The organism is Ureibacillus thermosphaericus, from assembly GCF_002370195.2.
Taxonomy (GTDB): Bacteria; Bacillota; Bacilli; order Bacillales_A; family Planococcaceae; genus Ureibacillus; species Ureibacillus thermosphaericus.
On sequence record NZ_AP018335.1, the window covers coordinates 1,330,615 to 1,347,994 of the forward strand.

At 37.1% G+C, this 17,380-nt stretch carries 16 protein-coding genes and 1 pseudogene; 10 read left to right on the forward strand and 7 right to left on the reverse strand.

All coding sequences use genetic code 11. The features are described from left to right. Window positions 1-47: 47 nt before the first annotated feature. Window positions 48-563: a C40 family peptidase gene (locus UtA1_RS06360; RefSeq protein ID WP_096550416.1), complete on the forward strand. Its 516-nt coding sequence runs from the start codon at window positions 48-50 to the stop codon at window positions 561-563. A gap of 469 nt (window positions 564-1,032) precedes the next feature. Further along, window positions 1,033-2,679, forward strand: a complete 1,647-nt coding sequence (locus UtA1_RS06365; protein ID WP_096550417.1) for an IS1182 family transposase — start codon at window positions 1,033-1,035, stop codon at window positions 2,677-2,679. Window positions 2,680-2,707: 28 nt separating this feature from the next. Here UtA1_RS06365 and UtA1_RS06370 read toward each other — a convergent pair whose 3' ends face one another. Together UtA1_RS06370 and secA2 are read right to left on the reverse strand one after the other, a co-directional pair. Next, window positions 2,708-3,604, reverse strand: a complete 897-nt coding sequence (locus UtA1_RS06370) for an accessory Sec system S-layer assembly protein (RefSeq protein ID WP_096550418.1) — start codon at window positions 3,602-3,604, stop codon at window positions 2,708-2,710. Then, window positions 3,604-5,964 carry an accessory Sec system translocase SecA2 gene (secA2, locus tag UtA1_RS06375; protein WP_096550419.1) on the reverse strand — a complete coding sequence of 787 codons (2,361 nt, stop codon included), beginning with the start codon at window positions 5,962-5,964 and terminating at the stop codon, window positions 3,604-3,606. The genes UtA1_RS06370 and secA2 overlap by 1 nt, the downstream gene beginning before the upstream one ends. Before the next feature lie 284 nt (window positions 5,965-6,248). Here secA2 and UtA1_RS06380 point away from each other — a divergent pair, with 284 nt between their 5' ends. Beyond that, a complete protein-coding gene (locus tag UtA1_RS06380; protein WP_096550420.1) occupies window positions 6,249-7,313 on the forward strand; it encodes a glycosyltransferase family 4 protein in 1,065 nt (354 codons plus the stop codon). Window positions 7,314-7,730: 417 nt separating this feature from the next. Here UtA1_RS06380 and UtA1_RS06385 read toward each other — a convergent pair whose 3' ends face one another. Together UtA1_RS06385 and UtA1_RS06390 are read right to left on the reverse strand one after the other, a co-directional pair. Continuing rightward, window positions 7,731-8,603 carry an IS3 family transposase gene (locus UtA1_RS06385; RefSeq protein WP_096550421.1) on the reverse strand — a complete coding sequence of 291 codons (873 nt, stop codon included), beginning with the start codon at window positions 8,601-8,603 and terminating at the stop codon, window positions 7,731-7,733. Continuing rightward, entirely contained in the window at window positions 8,600-8,893 is a 294-nt protein-coding gene (locus tag UtA1_RS06390; RefSeq protein WP_172597841.1) for a helix-turn-helix domain-containing protein, read from the reverse strand. The genes UtA1_RS06385 and UtA1_RS06390 overlap by 4 nt, the downstream gene beginning before the upstream one ends. A gap of 574 nt (window positions 8,894-9,467) precedes the next feature. On the opposite strand from UtA1_RS06390, the gene UtA1_RS17805 reads away from it, so the two are divergent. The 4 genes from UtA1_RS17805 (at window position 9,468) to UtA1_RS17810 (ending at window position 10,345) form a co-directional block, all read left to right on the forward strand. Next, on the forward strand, window positions 9,468-9,593 hold the full coding sequence (locus UtA1_RS17805) for a hypothetical protein (protein ID WP_269471061.1): 126 nt from the start codon (window positions 9,468-9,470) through the stop codon (window positions 9,591-9,593). A 167-nt stretch (window positions 9,594-9,760) separates the two neighbouring features. Next, window positions 9,761-9,913 (forward strand): hypothetical protein, encoded by a 153-nt coding sequence (locus UtA1_RS17085; protein WP_172597842.1) that lies wholly within the window; start codon window positions 9,761-9,763, stop codon window positions 9,911-9,913. A gap of 14 nt (window positions 9,914-9,927) precedes the next feature. Then, a complete protein-coding gene (locus UtA1_RS17090) occupies window positions 9,928-10,095 on the forward strand; it encodes a hypothetical protein (RefSeq protein ID WP_172597843.1) in 168 nt (55 codons plus the stop codon). Between the two features lie 124 nt (window positions 10,096-10,219). Beyond that, window positions 10,220-10,345 carry a hypothetical protein gene (locus UtA1_RS17810; protein ID WP_269471062.1) on the forward strand — a complete coding sequence of 42 codons (126 nt, stop codon included), beginning with the start codon at window positions 10,220-10,222 and terminating at the stop codon, window positions 10,343-10,345. Window positions 10,346-10,882: 537 nt separating this feature from the next. On the opposite strand, the gene UtA1_RS06395 is transcribed toward UtA1_RS17810, so the two are convergent. Further along, window positions 10,883-11,968 (reverse strand): LCP family protein, encoded by a 1,086-nt coding sequence (locus tag UtA1_RS06395; protein ID WP_408647327.1) that lies wholly within the window; start codon window positions 11,966-11,968, stop codon window positions 10,883-10,885. A gap of 218 nt (window positions 11,969-12,186) precedes the next feature. Continuing rightward, entirely contained in the window at window positions 12,187-12,822 is a 636-nt protein-coding gene (locus UtA1_RS06400; protein ID WP_096550423.1) for a YigZ family protein, read from the reverse strand. Window positions 12,823-12,990: 168 nt separating this feature from the next. Here UtA1_RS06400 and UtA1_RS06405 point away from each other — a divergent pair, with 168 nt between their 5' ends. Both UtA1_RS06405 and UtA1_RS06410 read left to right on the forward strand, forming a co-directional pair. Further along, window positions 12,991-14,163, forward strand: a complete 1,173-nt coding sequence (locus tag UtA1_RS06405) for a sensor histidine kinase (protein ID WP_096550424.1) — start codon at window positions 12,991-12,993, stop codon at window positions 14,161-14,163. Window positions 14,164-14,188: 25 nt separating this feature from the next. Then, the gene (locus UtA1_RS06410) at window positions 14,189-14,863 is read left to right on the forward strand and encodes a response regulator (RefSeq protein ID WP_016837976.1); all 675 of its coding nucleotides are present in this window, start codon (window positions 14,189-14,191) and stop codon (window positions 14,861-14,863) included. Window positions 14,864-15,206: 343 nt separating this feature from the next. Here UtA1_RS06410 and UtA1_RS06415 read toward each other — a convergent pair. Beyond that, window positions 15,207-16,323 (reverse strand): annotated as a pseudogene (locus tag UtA1_RS06415) (IS110 family RNA-guided transposase). Between the two features lie 446 nt (window positions 16,324-16,769). Here UtA1_RS06415 and UtA1_RS06420 point away from each other — a divergent pair. Next, a complete protein-coding gene (locus UtA1_RS06420) occupies window positions 16,770-17,321 on the forward strand; it encodes a nuclear transport factor 2 family protein (RefSeq protein ID WP_096550425.1) in 552 nt (183 codons plus the stop codon). The last annotated feature ends 59 nt before the right edge of the window (window positions 17,322-17,380 follow it).

Sequence of the window (17,380 nt, forward strand, 5' to 3'; positions counted from 1 at the left end):
CGCCACATGTTACACTTTTTATAATTGAATTTTCTGACTACTTCACGATGGAGGGTACAATCATTTTCCAAAAGAATATTCAACAATTGCTTTTGGCAACTTTGGCTGGTGTTGTCATTTGTTTTTCTCCTATAGCAGTTGGTGCAACGGAAAAGGATTCAACAGATTTTACTTCAACGGAATTGCGGGAGACTGCAAGCAAATATTTAGGGATAAGATATTTGTATGGAGGAACGTCAACAAGCGGCTTTGACTGTTCAGGATTTGTCAGAAAAGTATTTAGTGATTTAGGAATAGAATTGCCCCGTACCGCAAAGGAAATGTATGAGATTGGGGAGCCAGTGAAGATTGGTGAAATTCGGCCAGGAGATTTATTGTTCTATAATACATCAGGGTCAGGAATCTCCCATGTTGCAATTTATTATGGTGATGGTAAAATGATTCATGCTCAAACAGGAGAAGGAGTAAGTTTATCGAACTTCTTTGATCAATACTACTGGTATGACCGTTTCGTAGGGGCTAAGCGTGTGGCGGATGTGGAACTGGTTTCTGAGGGAAATTAAAATTTTATAGATATATTATTTTGGGGAAATAAAAAGTAGAGGGGAACCTTTTTTTGTGGGTTCCCCTTTTTAATTGTCTGTAAATAACCCCTCTTAAATATGGAAATATTTTACTAATGTCAGAAAAAGTGCATCAATACAGAAAGGAAATGGATTAAAACGCCAAAAGAAAAGATACAAAAAAACCTTTAGAAGTTCAAAATAAAATTTTAGAAAAAGAGATAAATTGAAGAAAAGCAAAAGAGCGGAAAATTAAGTTTAAATTTTTAACCCGTGTAAAAATGTTATTAGCTGTAAGATATAATACAATGCAAAAAGAGGTTGGGACAAAACCCCCTCTAAAATGGAAACAGCCCATGAAATTTTGGAATGAAATTTCATGGGCTGTTTTTCATTTTTTCAATAAAAAATAAGGACCTCTTCTGTTAAAATTAAGTTACCACCAAAACCAACAGAAAGAAGGGTCCTTATGTTCAAATATTATAACATGAATCAATTAGTTTTGCCTCTAGATTTAGAAATAAAATTACAAGAAAATGATATTGCCTTCCACATTCACCATTTAGTTGAAAGTATTCCAGATGAAGCCTTCCAGCCGTTTCTTCGAAATACAGGTTGTCCTGCTTATCATCCACGCATGATGCTAAAAATTATTTTGTGTGCCTATTCGCAGTCTGTCTTTTCAGGTCGAAAAATTGAAGCGCTATTAAAGGACAGTATACGAATGATGTGGTTGGCACAAGGATATGAACCAAGTTATCGGACGATCAATCGTTTTCGTGTGCATCCGGAAGTAAAAGAATTAATTCGTCAATGTTTTGTCCAATTCCGTTGCCAACTGGTGGAAGAAAAGTTAATCGATCAAGAAGCCATTTTTATCGATGGTACGAAGATTGAAGCGAATGCCAATAAATTTACTTTCGTATGGAAGAAATCCATTGAAAAATACAACCAAAACTTAATTGAAAAGTCCAATCAGTTATACAACGAACTATTAGAAAAAGAAATCATCCCTGAAATGGAGCGGGAAAATGAGGGAGAACTGTCCGTTGAAGAACTCGCTCAAATGGTGCAACAAGTCGATGAAGTCATTAAGGAATATGACCAAAAGATAGAAACATCGCCCGATGCCACAGAACGAAAAGCATTAAGAAGCGAACGAAAATATCCAAAACAAGCGTACAAACAATTAATAGACTTCATTCTACGAAAACAAAAATACCAAAAAGACTTGGACATCTTGGGGGAACGGAACAGTTATTCCAAAACAGATCAAGATGCGACGTTCATGCGAATGAAAGACGACTATATGAAAAACGGTCAATTGAAAGCTGGATACAATGTACAAATCGCAACAGAAGGTCAATACGCACTAGCTTATAGCATCTTTCCAAATCCTACTGATACACGTACATTAATTCCGTTCTTGAATAAGATAGAAAAGAATTATTTTCCGTTGCCAAAGTATATTGTCGCAGATGCTGGTTATGGTAGTGAACAAAACTATGAAGACATCCTTTCGAATCGAAAATGTGAGGCACTCATTCCATATACCATGTATGAGAAAGAACAAAAGAAGAAATATAAACAAAATCCATTTCATCCAGACAATTGGATGTACGACGAAGAAAGTGATACCTACATTTGTCCAAATCAGCAGCGAGTAACCTTCCGTTATCGTTCTGTACGTACAGATAAGACTGGTTTCAAACGAGAATTGAAAATTTATGAATGTGAAAACTGTTCAGGATGTCCATTTCGTTCATCATGCACAAAAGCAAAGGAAGGCAATCACCGAAAGGTCATGGTGAATGAAAAATGGGAACAACAAAAAGAATATGTAAGAGCGAAGCTTTCAGAAGAAAAAGCTGGATCTATTTTCCGTCAACGTAAAATAGACGTAGAACCAGTTTTTGGATTCTTGAAGGCTAATTTGCGTTTCACTCGATTTTCCGTCCGAGGAAAATCGAAGGTAGAAAATGAAATGGGGATTGCCTTAATGGCCGTGAATTTACGGAAATACACGGCCAACAAAAATCAACTGACCAAAAATAATGGAGAGAAATGGAAAAAGGAGAATTTGAGTTGGCTCAAATTCTCCTTTTTCCTATCTTGAAGCTAGTTTTGTCCCAGCCTCTACTTTTTTATTGCGGTACGACAGCTTTCCAGCGAGATAAATCTGCACCTTCTGCATCCACTAATTCTGGTGGGAAAACAAATGTCCACGGTTTCGTTGTACGAGCTTTGATTGTTAAAGGTGGATTTAATGTAAATGATCCTTTTGCAATTTTTTTGCCGTTCGCGTCAATTATTTCTAATGGTAATTGTTCAACATTGATTGCACGATCATTTCCATTTCGAATGAAGATGGATACAGATAAGCTCTTATCATCACGTAAATTTGCTTGTAAACCAGTGAAGTTTACTTCATTATGGCCTAGTTCTGGCAGTTTGCTTACCACTTTTGCAAGCAATTCTTGTTGTTCGATTGGAAGCTGCTTTTTCCAAGATTCATCTAAATCCAGCGTATGTTCTTTTAATGTGTTTAAGTTAAAGGCAATTTTCCAACCTTCGCCAGGAAGTTCGTCCGTTTCGATATATTTCTTTTCAAAAACGAATACCCATGGACGGCAGCTTTCTGGTGGGAGAGTACCCAATTCTTTAAAATCAAATATTTTTCCAGCTAAGCGTTTATTGTTTTTATCTAATATAAGCAGCCCAATTTCCCCTAATTCAATATTGTGGGGGATTGATGAGCGGAAGAACGCACGCACGTACCAAGTTCCTGTTTTTTTATCTTCATCGATATCAATGGCTGCAAGAGACAATTGATTTGGACGTAGCGGCACTAATTGGTTTGCTAAAAAGCTAAAAACGTATTTTTGTTCTTGCGGTACTTTCCAATCCGGATGAAGTGATAGTTTTGTTTTCACTAATTTTTTTTCGGATGATTCTTCAATTCCTTCAATTAAATTACTTGAGTCGATTGCACTGTCTGTTCCAACTTTATCGGTTTTCTTAAAAAAATCAAAAAGCCCCATTATTCATTTTCCTCCTCTTTTCGGCGAATGTTCATAAATTTCACCAATTCTGTAACGATTTGGACGCGAAGTTCCTGGAAGTTCTTACCGAATAACTTGAGTCCTTCTCGCTGGTAGATTCGCATTGGATCTTCACCTTGATAGCTGCGTAAGCCGATGCCTTCTTTTAAATATGTCATTTGTGCCAAGTGATTTACCCACATGCGATCAATGAAGCCGAGCATTACTTGTTGTGAAATGCTAAGTACTCTTTCATCGTTCTCGAAGGATTGGATAAATTCTTTTAATTGCAAGTAACCAGGTTCTACTTGGTCGAAAATGTGATTAACTTTTGCTACTGTACGGTCTAATGTAATTTTCTCTAAGTAGAAGGAGTTTAATGTTTGTTCTATTGCATCAAAATTCCATTCATCGTGGCCAATTTCTTCATCAGCATTATCACGGACAGCAAAGTCGATTGCATCAAAGAGCATTTTTTGAATGATTTCGATAATGTCTTTTTCGTGTAGAACTTTATCTCTTAAAGTATACAATATTTTTCGTTGCTCATTGATGACATCGTCTAATTTTAAGTTGTATTCGCGCAATGCAAAGTGAGCGCCTTCAACAATCCGTTGTGTACGGTCAATTAATTCTTGTACATCTTTGTTTTGAATTTGCTTTTTCTCATCAACGACCATTTTTTTCTTGAATTTTTCAACGTCTTCTTTAGCGAAACGACGGAACATATCGTCTTCCAATGAGATGATGAATCGGGTTTCCCCAGGGTCTCCTTGACGACCGGAGCGCCCGCGAAGCTGATTATCAATACGACGGCTTTCATGCTTTTCTGTTCCGATTACATAAAGACCGCCAAGCTCTGGAACCCCTTCTCCGAGTTTAATGTCCGTACCGCGTCCCGCCATATTTGTTGCAACCGTAATTCGCCCTTTTTGTCCTGCTTGAGAGATTAATTCCACTTCTTGTTCAACTGTTTTCGCATTGAGTAGTTGGTATTCTAGTCCATATTTATCTAGATATTTTGCTACTTCTTCCGATTGTAGAATGGAAGTTGTTCCGATTAGTATTGGTTGTCCTTTTTCTTGGCGTCGTTTTGCTTCTTGTGCTACGTATTCGTATTTTGCATCCCGCGTTTCGAAAACGATGTCTGGTTGATCAATACGAATGACTGGACGGTTTGTTGGAATTTGAACAACTCGCATGTTATATACTTCAATGAATTCTTTTTCTTGCGTTTTTGCAGTTCCAGTCATTCCGGCAAGTTTAGGGTACATGCGGAAGTAGTTTTGGATAGTAATTTGAGCTTGTGCTTTATTTTCAGCAGTAATCGTGACGCCTTCTTTTGCTTCAATGGCTTGGTGTAAACCGTCTGATAAAGAACGTCCTTCAAGGATTCGGCCAGTAAACATGTCGACTAGCTCAATTTTATCATCTTTCACAATGTAGTCCACGTCGCGTTCGAACATCACGTGGGCACGTACCGCTTGAATGACGTAGTGGTACAATACTTGATGATCTAAATCGTATAAGTTATCAACGCCGAAAGCTTCTTCAACTTTGTCGATTCCTTGATCTGTAAGAGAAGTAGCTTTTGTTTCTTCATCGAAATCATAATCTTCATCTTTTTTGAAGGTTTTTGCAAGCATGGCAGCAATACGGTGCAGTTCTTCTTGAGAAGGAGTTTTTCCAGCAATGATAAGTGGAGTTTTTGCTTCATCAATTAGAACAGAGTCTACCTCATCAATGATGGCAAAATGGTATGGCCTCTGCACTTTATCTTCCACATTACGAGCCATGTTGTCACGTAAATAGTCAAAGCCAAATTCCGTACCGACACCGTAAGTAATGTCTGCATTGTAAGCTTTTTTCTTTTGCTCTAAATCCATCATTGGCAAGTTCAAACCAACTTTTAAGCCAAGGAATTTGTGAATTTGACCAATTAATTCGAAGTCCCGTTTTGCCAAGTAATCATTGACAGTGATAACGTGAACCCCTTTTCCTTCGAGGGCTCTCACATAAGAAGGAAGAGAAGCAACTAAAGTTTTCCCTTCGCCGGTTGCCATTTCCGCAATGTTTCCTTCCGTCAAAACAAGACCACCAATTAATTGAACGTCAAAATGCCGCATGTTGAGGACGCGTTTTGATGCTTCTCGAACGACAGCAAAGGCATCAGGTATGATATTTGTTAAATCTTCACCATTTGCAAGGCGTTCTTTAAATTTTACAGTCATATTTTTAAGCTCATCATCAGACATCGATGAGTATGTAGCTTCGAGTTGATTAATTTTTTCTACTATCTTATAGTATTGTTTTAATTCTCGTTTACTTGTTCTTTCCTTATTTTTGAAAATTGAGAACATTTTTTTACGCTCCTTTTGTGGTCTAAATAAATATAGACACCTTTGTTATTCTATCAAACTTTTGAATGTATGACTACTTCAATCACGGGGAAAATAAGTATGAAGATATTGTAATCATTAGTATTTCCAGTATTGTCTTTTTATAGTAATTTGATTGATGATTCATTTTTATTGGATATTTAATTACATTTTAAAGGAAAGACTAGGTTTTCTTATTTATTCATGCTATAATATCTTAGGTTTAATAATAGTAAAATGGAATTCTTTTTCTAAGGAGGATAGACATGGTTTACGTGTCTTTAGCAGTGGCGCTAGTCGCGTCCATCATACTGACTCCGATTGTTAGACGATTAGCGTTTCGCATAGGTGCTGTGGACGCACCGAATTATCGGAAAGTGCATCAAAAAATAATGCCACGTCTAGGTGGTTTAGCTATATTTTTATCCTTTTTAATAGGACTAGCGATACTAAGACCGGAAAGTCCTCGATATGAAAGTTCATTAATGCCTTTATCGATTGTATTAGGTGCTTTGGTCATTGTTATTACTGGTATTTTAGACGATAAATATCAAATAAGTGCAAAGGCAAAAATGTTAGGGCAAATTGTTGCCGCTTCCATTGTTATTTTTATGGGCGGTGTGCAAATTGACTTCATTAACTTGCCTTTTGATAACGGTATTTTAAATTTTGGATTATTGAGTATTCCGTTAACGCTATTGTGGATTGTTGGAATTACAAATGCGGTAAATTTAATTGACGGTTTAGATGGATTAGCAGCAGGCGTGTCAACGATTGCTTTAATTACTCTTGCAACGATGGCCTATATTATGGGCAATGGATTTGTACTTGCCGTTGCTGCGATATTAGCATGTAGTACGATTGGATTTTTATTCTTTAACTTTCATCCGGCAAAAATTTTTATGGGCGATACGGGTGCCCTGTTTTTAGGATTTATGATTGCTGTGCTTTCATTGTTAGGTTTTAAAAACTTAACGTTAGTATCATTCATTATCCCAGTTATTTTGTTAGGTGTACCGATTTCAGATACATTCTTTGCAATCGTGCGTCGCGTACGCAATAAGCAAAAATGGTCGGATCCAGATAAATCTCACTTGCACCATTGTTTAATGAAAATGGGATTCTCTCATCGACAAACAGTATTGATTATCTATGGAATTGCAGTAATGTTTGGAATTGCATCTATCATATTCTCTATGGCAAAACTTTGGGGAGCAATTCTTCTTATCACTGTTATTTTAGTTGCCATTGAATTGTTTGTAGAAGTAATAGGTCTTGCGGGCAAAAACTACCGACCGCTCATTAATTTAGTGAAGATGTTAAGTAAGTAATTGAGTTTTCATATTGGGAAGTTTTTTTGCAATTGGATAAATGTGATGAGCTACTGCTTCTAAGAAGTAGTGGCTTTTATTTTATGTTTGGAGGAATTGATTTGCTTGTGGTTTCTTTTAAACAAATTTGAGGTTATCTGCACATATTTGAAGTTGCATTTGAACAAGTTGAGCGGATGTATGCCAAAGCTTGGAGCATTAGCTGTACGAGTTGGGGAACTAAACGCACGAGCTTAGGTGTTATATGCACGAGCTGGGGAGCTAAACGCACGAGCTTAGGTGTTATATGCACGAGCTGGGGAGCTAAACGCACGAGCTGAAGTGACATCTACACAAGATGGGAAACTAAACGCACGAGCTTAGGTGTTCATGCTCCTGTCAAGTAGACATTTTTATCCGCCCCGTATTAATCCAAATTTATGCTGCTTTTGTTCTATATTCCATCGGGCTCATTTTTAGTTTAGTTACGATACGTTTGGTGTTATAATAATTAATATAGTTTTCTACTGCTTCGTAAATTTCTCGTACAGTTTCGGGTTGACTAAAACATCCAAGTTCAACCTTCAGATGACTAAAGAAATTTTCAATGCAGGCATTGTCCCAGCAGTTGCCTCTGCGGGACATGGATTGAGTTATCTCCATCTCACGGAGATACTCTTGATAATCGGGATTAGTAAAGTGAGTGCCTTGGTCACTATGGAGAATCGCTCCTTTACTATATCCCCTTTTTTTAAGCTTTTCTAAGGCGCGATACACTAATTTCATTTCCAAACTTGTCCCCATTGAATAAGCCACGATTTCCTCATTAAATAAGTCTTTAATGGCACAGAGATATACCCATTTTTGACGTCCTCTTTTCACGCGAATATACGTAATATCAATGGAAAACTTTACTCCTTCTCGAATGGCTTTGAAGTTACGGCTAAGAAGATTGGGAATTTTTCCATGAACACTTGGACGATATCTAAATTTCTTTTGGCGAATTTTGCATACCAATCCATATTTCCTCATTAAACGGGCAATCCGTTTTTCATTGATGACTAACCCATATTGTCTTTCCAATTCAATTTTGATTCGTTTTCTCCCCACAGTACCACGGTGATCGTTAAACACCTTTAGGATATAAGGGATTAACCGTTCATCAATTTGATCACGATGTTTTTCTCCATTTCTCTTTAACCATTTATAATAACCCGCACGGGATACATTGGCGATTTCCGCTAAAATAGAAATCGGATATTGTTCTGCGTAAGCGTGAATAAAGGCAAATTGTTGTTCTTTGTCATTCACCCCTTTCTTAGATCTAACAACTTTTTTAAGTATTCGTTCTCCAACTGTAATAGGAGATATTTTTCTTCCAAAGATTTTTCAACAGGCGACTGTTTCTGTTTAGCTACTTTTTCTCTTTTGGTTAAGAGAGCTTCATAGCCTCCTTCTTTCACAATTTTCACCCATTCAGAGACTCTTCTCCGATGAATGTTATATATTTTAGCTACCTCTGTGGAAGAATACCCTTCGAAATATTTTTCAATGACTTGTTTTTTGAATTCAAATGTGTAATATCGATATTTTTTCGCCATTTCCATATCCTCCATTCATGTACGAAGTACGCCACCATTGACACCTACCTGATTGTCCGTAGTGATTGTAGATTGCAGATGATCTCAAAAAATAGCTCCTTGCGCTCACTCCGTTTGTCATTGTACTACGGACAAATCGCTTCTAAGTACTTGTTGGCGGGGCCCCGACCCCATCCACCAAGTACTAAGAATCGTGGTAGGTGTCAATGGCATTGCAGCTACGCTGTGGCTTTTTAATAAACCCAATAAATTCCCACATTTTATATTTATTATGCTCATCTTATGGGCGCTTTAATGTGTAAACTTTACAGGTATAATAGCAAGGTGTTATCTGCACGAGCTGGGGAGCCAAACGCACGAGCTTAGGTGTTATATGCACGAGTTGGGGAGCTAAACGCACGAGCTTAGGTGTTATCTGCACGAGCTGGGGAGCCAAACGCACGAGCTTAGGTGTTATCTGCAGAGCTGGGGAGCCAAACGCACGAGCTTGGGTGTTGTATGCACGAGTTGGGGAGCCAAACGCACGGCTTGGGTGTTATATGCCCGAGTTGAGAAGCCAAACGCACGAGCTTAGGTGTTATATGCACGAGCTGAGGAGTTAAACGCACGAGCTTGGGTGTTGAGTGCACAAGATGAGGAGTTATACACACGAGCTGGAGTGCTATCTGCCCGAGCTGGGGAGCTAAACGCACGAGCTTAGGTGTTATATGCACGATTTGGGGAGCCAAACGCACGAGCTTGGGTGTTATATGCACGAGTTGGGGAGCCAAACGCACGAGCTTAGGTGTTATATGCACAAGATGAGGAGTTATACACACGAGCTGGAGTGCTATCTGCACTAGTTAGGAGCTAAACGCACGAGCTTAGGTGTTATATGCACGAGTTGGGGAGCTAAACGCACGAGCTTGGGTGTTATCTGCACAAGATGAGGAGTTATACACACGAGCTGGAGTGCTATCTGCACGAGTTGGGGAGCCAAACGCACGAGCTTGGGTGATATCTGCACGAGTTAGGAGCTAAACGCACGAGCTTGGGTGTTATATGCACGAGTTGGGGAGCCAAACGCACGAGCTTGGGTGTTATATGCACGAGTTGGGGAGCCAAACGCACGAGCTGAAGTGACATCTACACAAGATGGGAAACTAAACGCACGAGCTTGGGTGTTATATGCACGAGTTGGGGAGCCAAACGCACGAGCTTAGGTGTTATCTGCACGAGTTAGGAGCTAAACGCACGAGCTGAAGTGACATCTACACAAGATGGGAAACTAAACGCACGAGCTTAGGTGTTATCTGCACGAGTTAGGAGCTAAATGCACGAGCTGAAGTGACATCTACACAAGATGGGAAACTAAACGCACGAGCTTGGGTGTTATCTGCACGAGCTGGGGAGCTAAACGCACGAGCTGAAGTGACATCTACACAAGATGGGAAACTAAACGCACGAGCTTAGGTGTTATATGCACAAGATGAGGAGTTATACACACGAGCTGGAGTGCTATCTGCACGAGCTGGGGAGCTAAACGCACGAGCTTAGGTGTTATCTGCACGAGCTGAGGAGTTAAACACACGAGCTTGGGTGTTATCTGCACGAGTTAGGAGCTAAACGCACGAGCTGAAGTGACATCTACACAAGATGGGAAACTAAACGCGCGAGCTGAAGTAATATCTTCATGAGTTGAGAAGTTATCCGCACGAGCCAAAGAATTATCTGCACAAATAGAGGATACATCTACACGAGCAATGAACTATCTGCACAAGCTTCAGTTGCACCCACACGAGCTAGAAGGCTATCTTTATAAGCGTAAAGTATTACCCATACATGTGAAAAGTATATCTCTTTATAATAATCATAAGAATTAATTCTTTACAGTGAATAAAATGATGCTAAGTTGTTCAGACTGTAGATTGAAAAAACTACTCCCCTTTCCAATATAAAAAATACACTCTCAAGCTCTTTGAGAGTGTATTTTGCCTATTTGTGAATTATTTATCGATTCCTATTTGATGAATAGGAATATGAACCAACGTCTACTTGCTGTGCTTCATCGTCACTACCGATTTCTGAGATGTTTGAATTCGCTTTGTTAGGAATGATTTCTAAATGGCTTTTTAAAATTTGTTTAGTTTCTTCTAAAGATTCTTCATCTAACATGTAATAATAAATGCCTGTTGACATGTCACCTTGACCTTGTAATGTCAATGTATCAATTTGCGGCATGCCACCTGAGAAATACGTAAGGAACGATTTCATATCATCGAATGTTAAGTTAGTTTTCATGTTGTCACCGATTGCCAAAAGAACTTCATCGTATTTCGTGATGGAGGATAAGGAAAGTGCTTTATTGGCAATGGCTTTAATAATATCTTGTTGACGCTCACCACGAGCAAAATCTGTATCATGTTTACGAGTTCGTGCTAATGCTAATGCTTTTCGCCCATCTAGATGATGGTATCCAGGCTCTAAATAAATAGAATAGCGGTCGTTTTCGTCTTTTTCATAGAAGGCATATGGAATGTTAACTTCTAAATCGATACCGCCAAGCGCATCGACTACATCGATAAATGCATTAAAATTCATGCGTACATAATAGTCGACAGGAATATCAAATAATTCTTCTATTGTTTCGATTGTTGCCACTGTGCCTCCAAAAGCATGTGCGTGCGTAATTTTATCTTGATATCCTACTTTTGGTATGTACACATATGAATCCCGAGGGATACTGACTAATTTTGCTGTTTTTGCTTCACGATTAAGTGTCATTAATAAAAGAGCGTCTGAGCGAGAATGATCGGAACCTTGACCCCGTGTCTCGCTGTCATCCACACCGATAAACAATATGGAAATGTTATCGATTTCAGCTTCAGCTTTTGTTTCCCTTTTAGGAGAAGATTGTCGTTCCTCAAGCTCTTCGTAAGATTGTTTTGCTGCGTATTCAGCTTTTTTCGTTAAATAAATTCCATAAGCTGTTGCACAAATTAAGAATGAAGCCGACAAAAGTGCTAATACTTTAAGTACTAGCGAAAACTTTGTCGAACGTTTTCCTTTTTTCTCCTTTTTCTGCATTCGTTTCATTATATATACTCTCCTCTATATATGTAGGAATGTTGATTTTGTACGGCTTGTTATGTTTATTATGGATTTCAACTTAAGATTCATCACAGGTAAATCTTATGTGAAAAGCAAAATTGTTCAATACGTATAATTATACAATGTTGTCGAAAAACAGTAAATTGAAAAATTATGACAATGAAATATTGACAAAAAAGAAATTTTTTCGAGGACTGAAACGATTATGAAATGACTCTTTCAATAAATATTTTGTCAATACATGTAATTGTCGCTTGTCCGTTAGTTAATTCTGTCATCCATTCGACAAAGGCTTGTTCTTCGTCTTTTAAAACATGAACGATGATATCGACATTGTCAGCATATTGGATTTCAGCTAAGGTATATTTCGAATTTCGAATTTCATTTTCCACTTTACCAAGCCATGTATAATCAATCGTTACTTTCATTACATGATGTAGTCTTCTTTCCACTACTTGGGCAGCCGCAATCCCTTCTGTAGTAGCTTTTCCGTATGCCCGAACAAGCCCTCCAGCTCCAAGTTTAATGCCACCGAAATATCGAGTAACAACAACGACAGTATCTTGTAGTCCTTGTTTTTTTAGCACCTCTAACATAGGAACGCCAGCAGTTCCGCTAGGTTCCCCATCATCGTTCGCTTTTTGAATTTGATTATGCTCGCCAATCATATAGCAAGAACAGTTGTGGGTAGCATTATAATGCATCTTTTTTATTTTATTAATAAAATTAATAGCTTCTTCTTCAGTTTCAGCCCTGTCAACATAAGCGATAAATCGAGATTTCGATATAACAATCTCTTTTTCTCCATAACCCTTAACAGTTTTATAGTCCTTTCGCATTACAAAAACTCCTTTATTTTCCAAAAAAACGAATTCCTTGTAATAAAAAATTTTCTTAAAAGTTTACTGGAAAATGGTATAATAATGTTAGAATAATATAATCATTAAATACTAATAGTTGCTCACATATAATTTATTATATTACACCAATTGGATTGGGGACAAATCATGTATTTTGATGAAAAAAACAAAATTGATATCCAATCGATTGATTTTATCTTTAATCGGATGATTGAAAATATTACCAATTCGAAAAATGATATTTTTATAATCAGTGAACAAAGCCGTAGAAGCTTTGAGGAAATGAAAATCGAATTGGAATTAATTAAGCAGAAATTAAAAGTAGTTATTCAGAATAGTGATAATTTAGCTCGCCAAACGCAACTGGCAAAACAAAGGCTAGTAGAAGTTAGCAGACATTTCGATAAATATTCAGAACAGCAAGTCAGAGAGGCTTATGAAACTGCCAACGACTTGCAAATTCGGTTATCACTTTCCGAGGCTGAAGAAAAAAGCCTACGAGAGAAACGTGATGACCTTGAACGGCGTCTAAAAGTATTATACGATACAATACAACGAGCCGACCATATTGTTAATCAAGTGAATGTCGTGTTAAATTATTTAACATCCGATTTGAAAAATGTGGGTGCAGCACTTGAGCAGGCAAAATTAAAACATGAATTTGGCATAAACATTATTGCCGCTCAAGAAGAGGAAAGAAAAAAATTGTCTCGTGAAATTCACGATGGACCTGCACAAATCATGGCAAATGTTTTGATGCGAGCTGATTTAATTGAGAAAACATATCGTGAAAGAGGCATTGATGCCGCTATAAAGGAAATTTCAGAACTCAAGAAAACAGTTAGAGAAGCATTGTCTGAAGTAAGAAGGATTATTTACGATTTACGTCCTATGGCATTAGATGATCTTGGCATTGTGCCGACATTAAAAAAATATTTGTCCACAATTATGGAATATAACAAGGGTGTAGACATTCATTTTCAATCTCTTAATAATGAAACGAGACTTCCTTCAAATTATGAAGTCGCAATTTTCCGATTAGTGCAGGAATGCGTGAATAATTCGGTAAAACATGGAAACCCAACAGATATTTGGGTTAAACTAGAATGGAATCTTAACAATTTAAATGTTATTGTAAAAGATAACGGTAGTGGTTTCGACTTAGAATCCAAAAGAGAGCAATCTTTTGGAATTATTGGAATGAGAGAACGAGTTGAAATTTTAAAAGGTTCGATGGACATTAAAACGAAAATTGGAAATGGAACTGTAGTTATGTTTAAAATACCATATCCAAATAACGAACAGAAATTTCAACTGTAATATACTTGTTAAGGGGGAATGCTTTGTGACAAGAATAATCATTATTGACGATCACCAATTATTCCGAGAAGGAGTAAAACGTATTTTAGAGTTTGAAGAATCCTTTGAGGTTGTTGCAGAAGGCGATGACGGCAGCGACATCATCAGTTTATATAGAGACTATTTACCAGATGTAGTGTTAATGGATATCAATATGCCAGGTAAAAATGGCGTAGATGCAACAAAAGAATTAATTCAAGAATTTCCAGATGCAAAAGTAATTATGCTTTCGATTCATGATGATGAATCATATGTTACGCACGCTTTAAAATCCGGTGCTTTAGGATATATGCTGAAAGAAATGGATGCAGATGAAATAGTAGAAGCAATCAAGGTTGTTGCAAATGGAGGATCTTACTTGCATCCAAAAGTAACGAAAAATTTAGTAGCTGAATTCCGTCGCCTAAGTGAGCATGAAAATAAAGGAAACTTCCATCAAACAGAAATTCGTCGTCCATTCCACTTGCTCACAAAACGTGAATGTGAAGTACTGCAATTATTAACTGATGGACAATCTAACCGTGCAATTGGTGAAACATTGTTCATTTCTGAAAAGACAGTGAAAAACCACGTATCTAGCATTCTACAAAAAATGAATGTAAATGACCGTACACAAGCTGTCGTAACCGCTATTAAAAACGGTTGGGTGGAAGTACGATAATTCCATAAGCACCAAGAACAAATTTACATACTGTAATTTTGTAAGAGGTTGGGACAGAACTAAAATTAGCCTTCTTAAAAAGAATTATCATACGCATTTTGGTATATAATTAAAAAACCGAACGATATTGAAGCTCAAAATAGAGTTTCAAATAGGCTGAAAACCTTTTGTCCCAGCCTTTTCTTACGATTAGTCAAGTAAATTGTATATGTTTTTATTTTAGTTGTAGTTGTGAGGGGGTACCCCCTCACAACTACAACTAAATTTTGGCATGCCAAAAAGACCTAACGATTTTTATTTTTTTCGCAAGGTCATTTATGGTATAGTGTAGTTAATCGATTATTTAACTTAAGGCAGTTTCATAATCGTATAAAATGCCATGTGTCAGTAACTGGAACGTCACTTTTAAAAATTTATTGATACAGGCGATAATCGCAACCTTATGAGGCTTTCTCTGAGGTTGTGTTTTTAATTTATAATAGTAATCTACAAAATGATTCGGTTTATCTTTCTTCTTCATAATCATGGCACACACCATAAAATATAAAAGCTTTCGCAAGTGTTTGTTACCTCTTTTATTAATACGATCATGATACTGTGTATTCCCCGATTGATAGCGCATAATATCAATTCCCGCATAAGCATTCAATTGTTTAGCATTTTGAAAGCGACGAATATCACCCATTTCCCCAATTAATCTACAAGCAGTAGAATCACCGATACCAGGGATGGAACGTAAAACCATATACTCTTTTCGATCTTTTGATAAAGTAATCATTTGTTGGACAAGTGCTTCTTTTTTATCCTTTAATTCTGCTATTCGATTTGCGTAATCACGGACTTGTTCACATCGCACATCGGTAGATTTAATCGCTGGATAACTATTTTGAGCAGCTTCTAATAAAGCAATTGCTTTTTTCTCTGCACGTTCTAAAGAAAGGTTCTTTCTTGTATTCGCTTTTAGGCGATTCTTAATGACAGTTTTAGAGTGAGCTAAAACAAGTGTTGGGTGAGGGTATAGTTGTACTATATTTAAAAATAGTGCAGAATTTGGTGTCAGTATTTTTTCTAATTCTGGAAAACTCAATTGTAAAATGGAATGCATACGATTTTTTAATAAAATCATTTCTTCATCAATTTCATCATCATAGGATATAGGTTGGTTCTCTCTCCGTTTTAAAATGTGTTTTGGCTAATTCATGAGCATCGCTTATATCGGTTTTATGTCGACGCATCTTCGCCATTTGTCAGTTCGCTTCAAGGGGATAATATGCATAACCGTAATCTTTTAAAAATGCTTCAATCGGTTTTGAATAAACACCTGTTGCTTCAAATACAATGTCTGGTGCTTGGTCATCAAGTGATGTAATATCTACTTTTCGCTTATGCAATTATTCAAAATCTCTTCGTGTATGATTGATTTCACCTTCATATTTGCACTGACGATAACTATCATAGATCGTTACTGTACTCTAATCCAATAACATGTTTCATTCCATTACTCCTTCTTTGCCAATTCATAGAAGTCTTCACATTACCTTATCGATTCCACTTTCTTATACACGATCTCTATGGACCCAACATACTAAACTGATTCTCATAAGGGTGTGAAGTTAGCCAGTTTTTAATACGGATTCAAAGATCCCTGAGGCTGGTCGACTTTTCTTCACTTCTACTATAAGCACAAACCTTGGCCTTGGTTTGTACTACTAATCTTAGTATGTTTTGAATTCAATTATGCAAATGGTGCGTAATGGAGAGGATTTGTAAATCGAGGCAACTAAGTTTAAGGTGATTTCGTCTTAAGTAAATGATGAAATGTTTCTTGTAATTTCGACAAAAATCTGCATCAATAGAAATGGTAGTTGCACATATGCTACAATATTGCCTTGGGAGGTAAGGGTAAATGAAGAACTGGTTAATCTTAGTAGTTTCTGCAGTATTCCTGCTAACTGCTTGTGGAAATAATGATTCAGATACTGATTCTAATTCTAAAGCGATTTCATCCGTAGAAAATACAATTGGGGAGTCAGAAGAGACAATTGGGTTTGAAATGATCGGTGACCAATTTGTTGAAGCGGCGAATGTTCCTGTTGATGAAAAAGTAAAAATTATTGCTGCCTTTGATGAATATATTAATTCATTTAATGCGAAAGATATTAATCGCTACGCAAATGTTCTTTCCAAAAATGCAATTGGATTTAATTATGAAGAAGAAATTGAAATGTTAAAAGAAACATTTAAAAATCATGATGTGAAATTAGAGGATTCAGATGCAACGATTGTGAAGTATGATGAAGACGAAGCTCATGTGGTTGCGAATATTGATTATCATGTGAAAGAACATGGAACAGATGCAACGCTTAATCGTACGGTGAGACAAGTTACAATCTTTGTGAAGGAAAATGATGATTGGAAAATTACAAGGATTGTAGGTATGGAAAAGTTAGACCAGTAAAAGAAAAAGGATCATCCAACTTTGGATTGGATGATATTTTTTTGTGCAGGAAGGTAGGC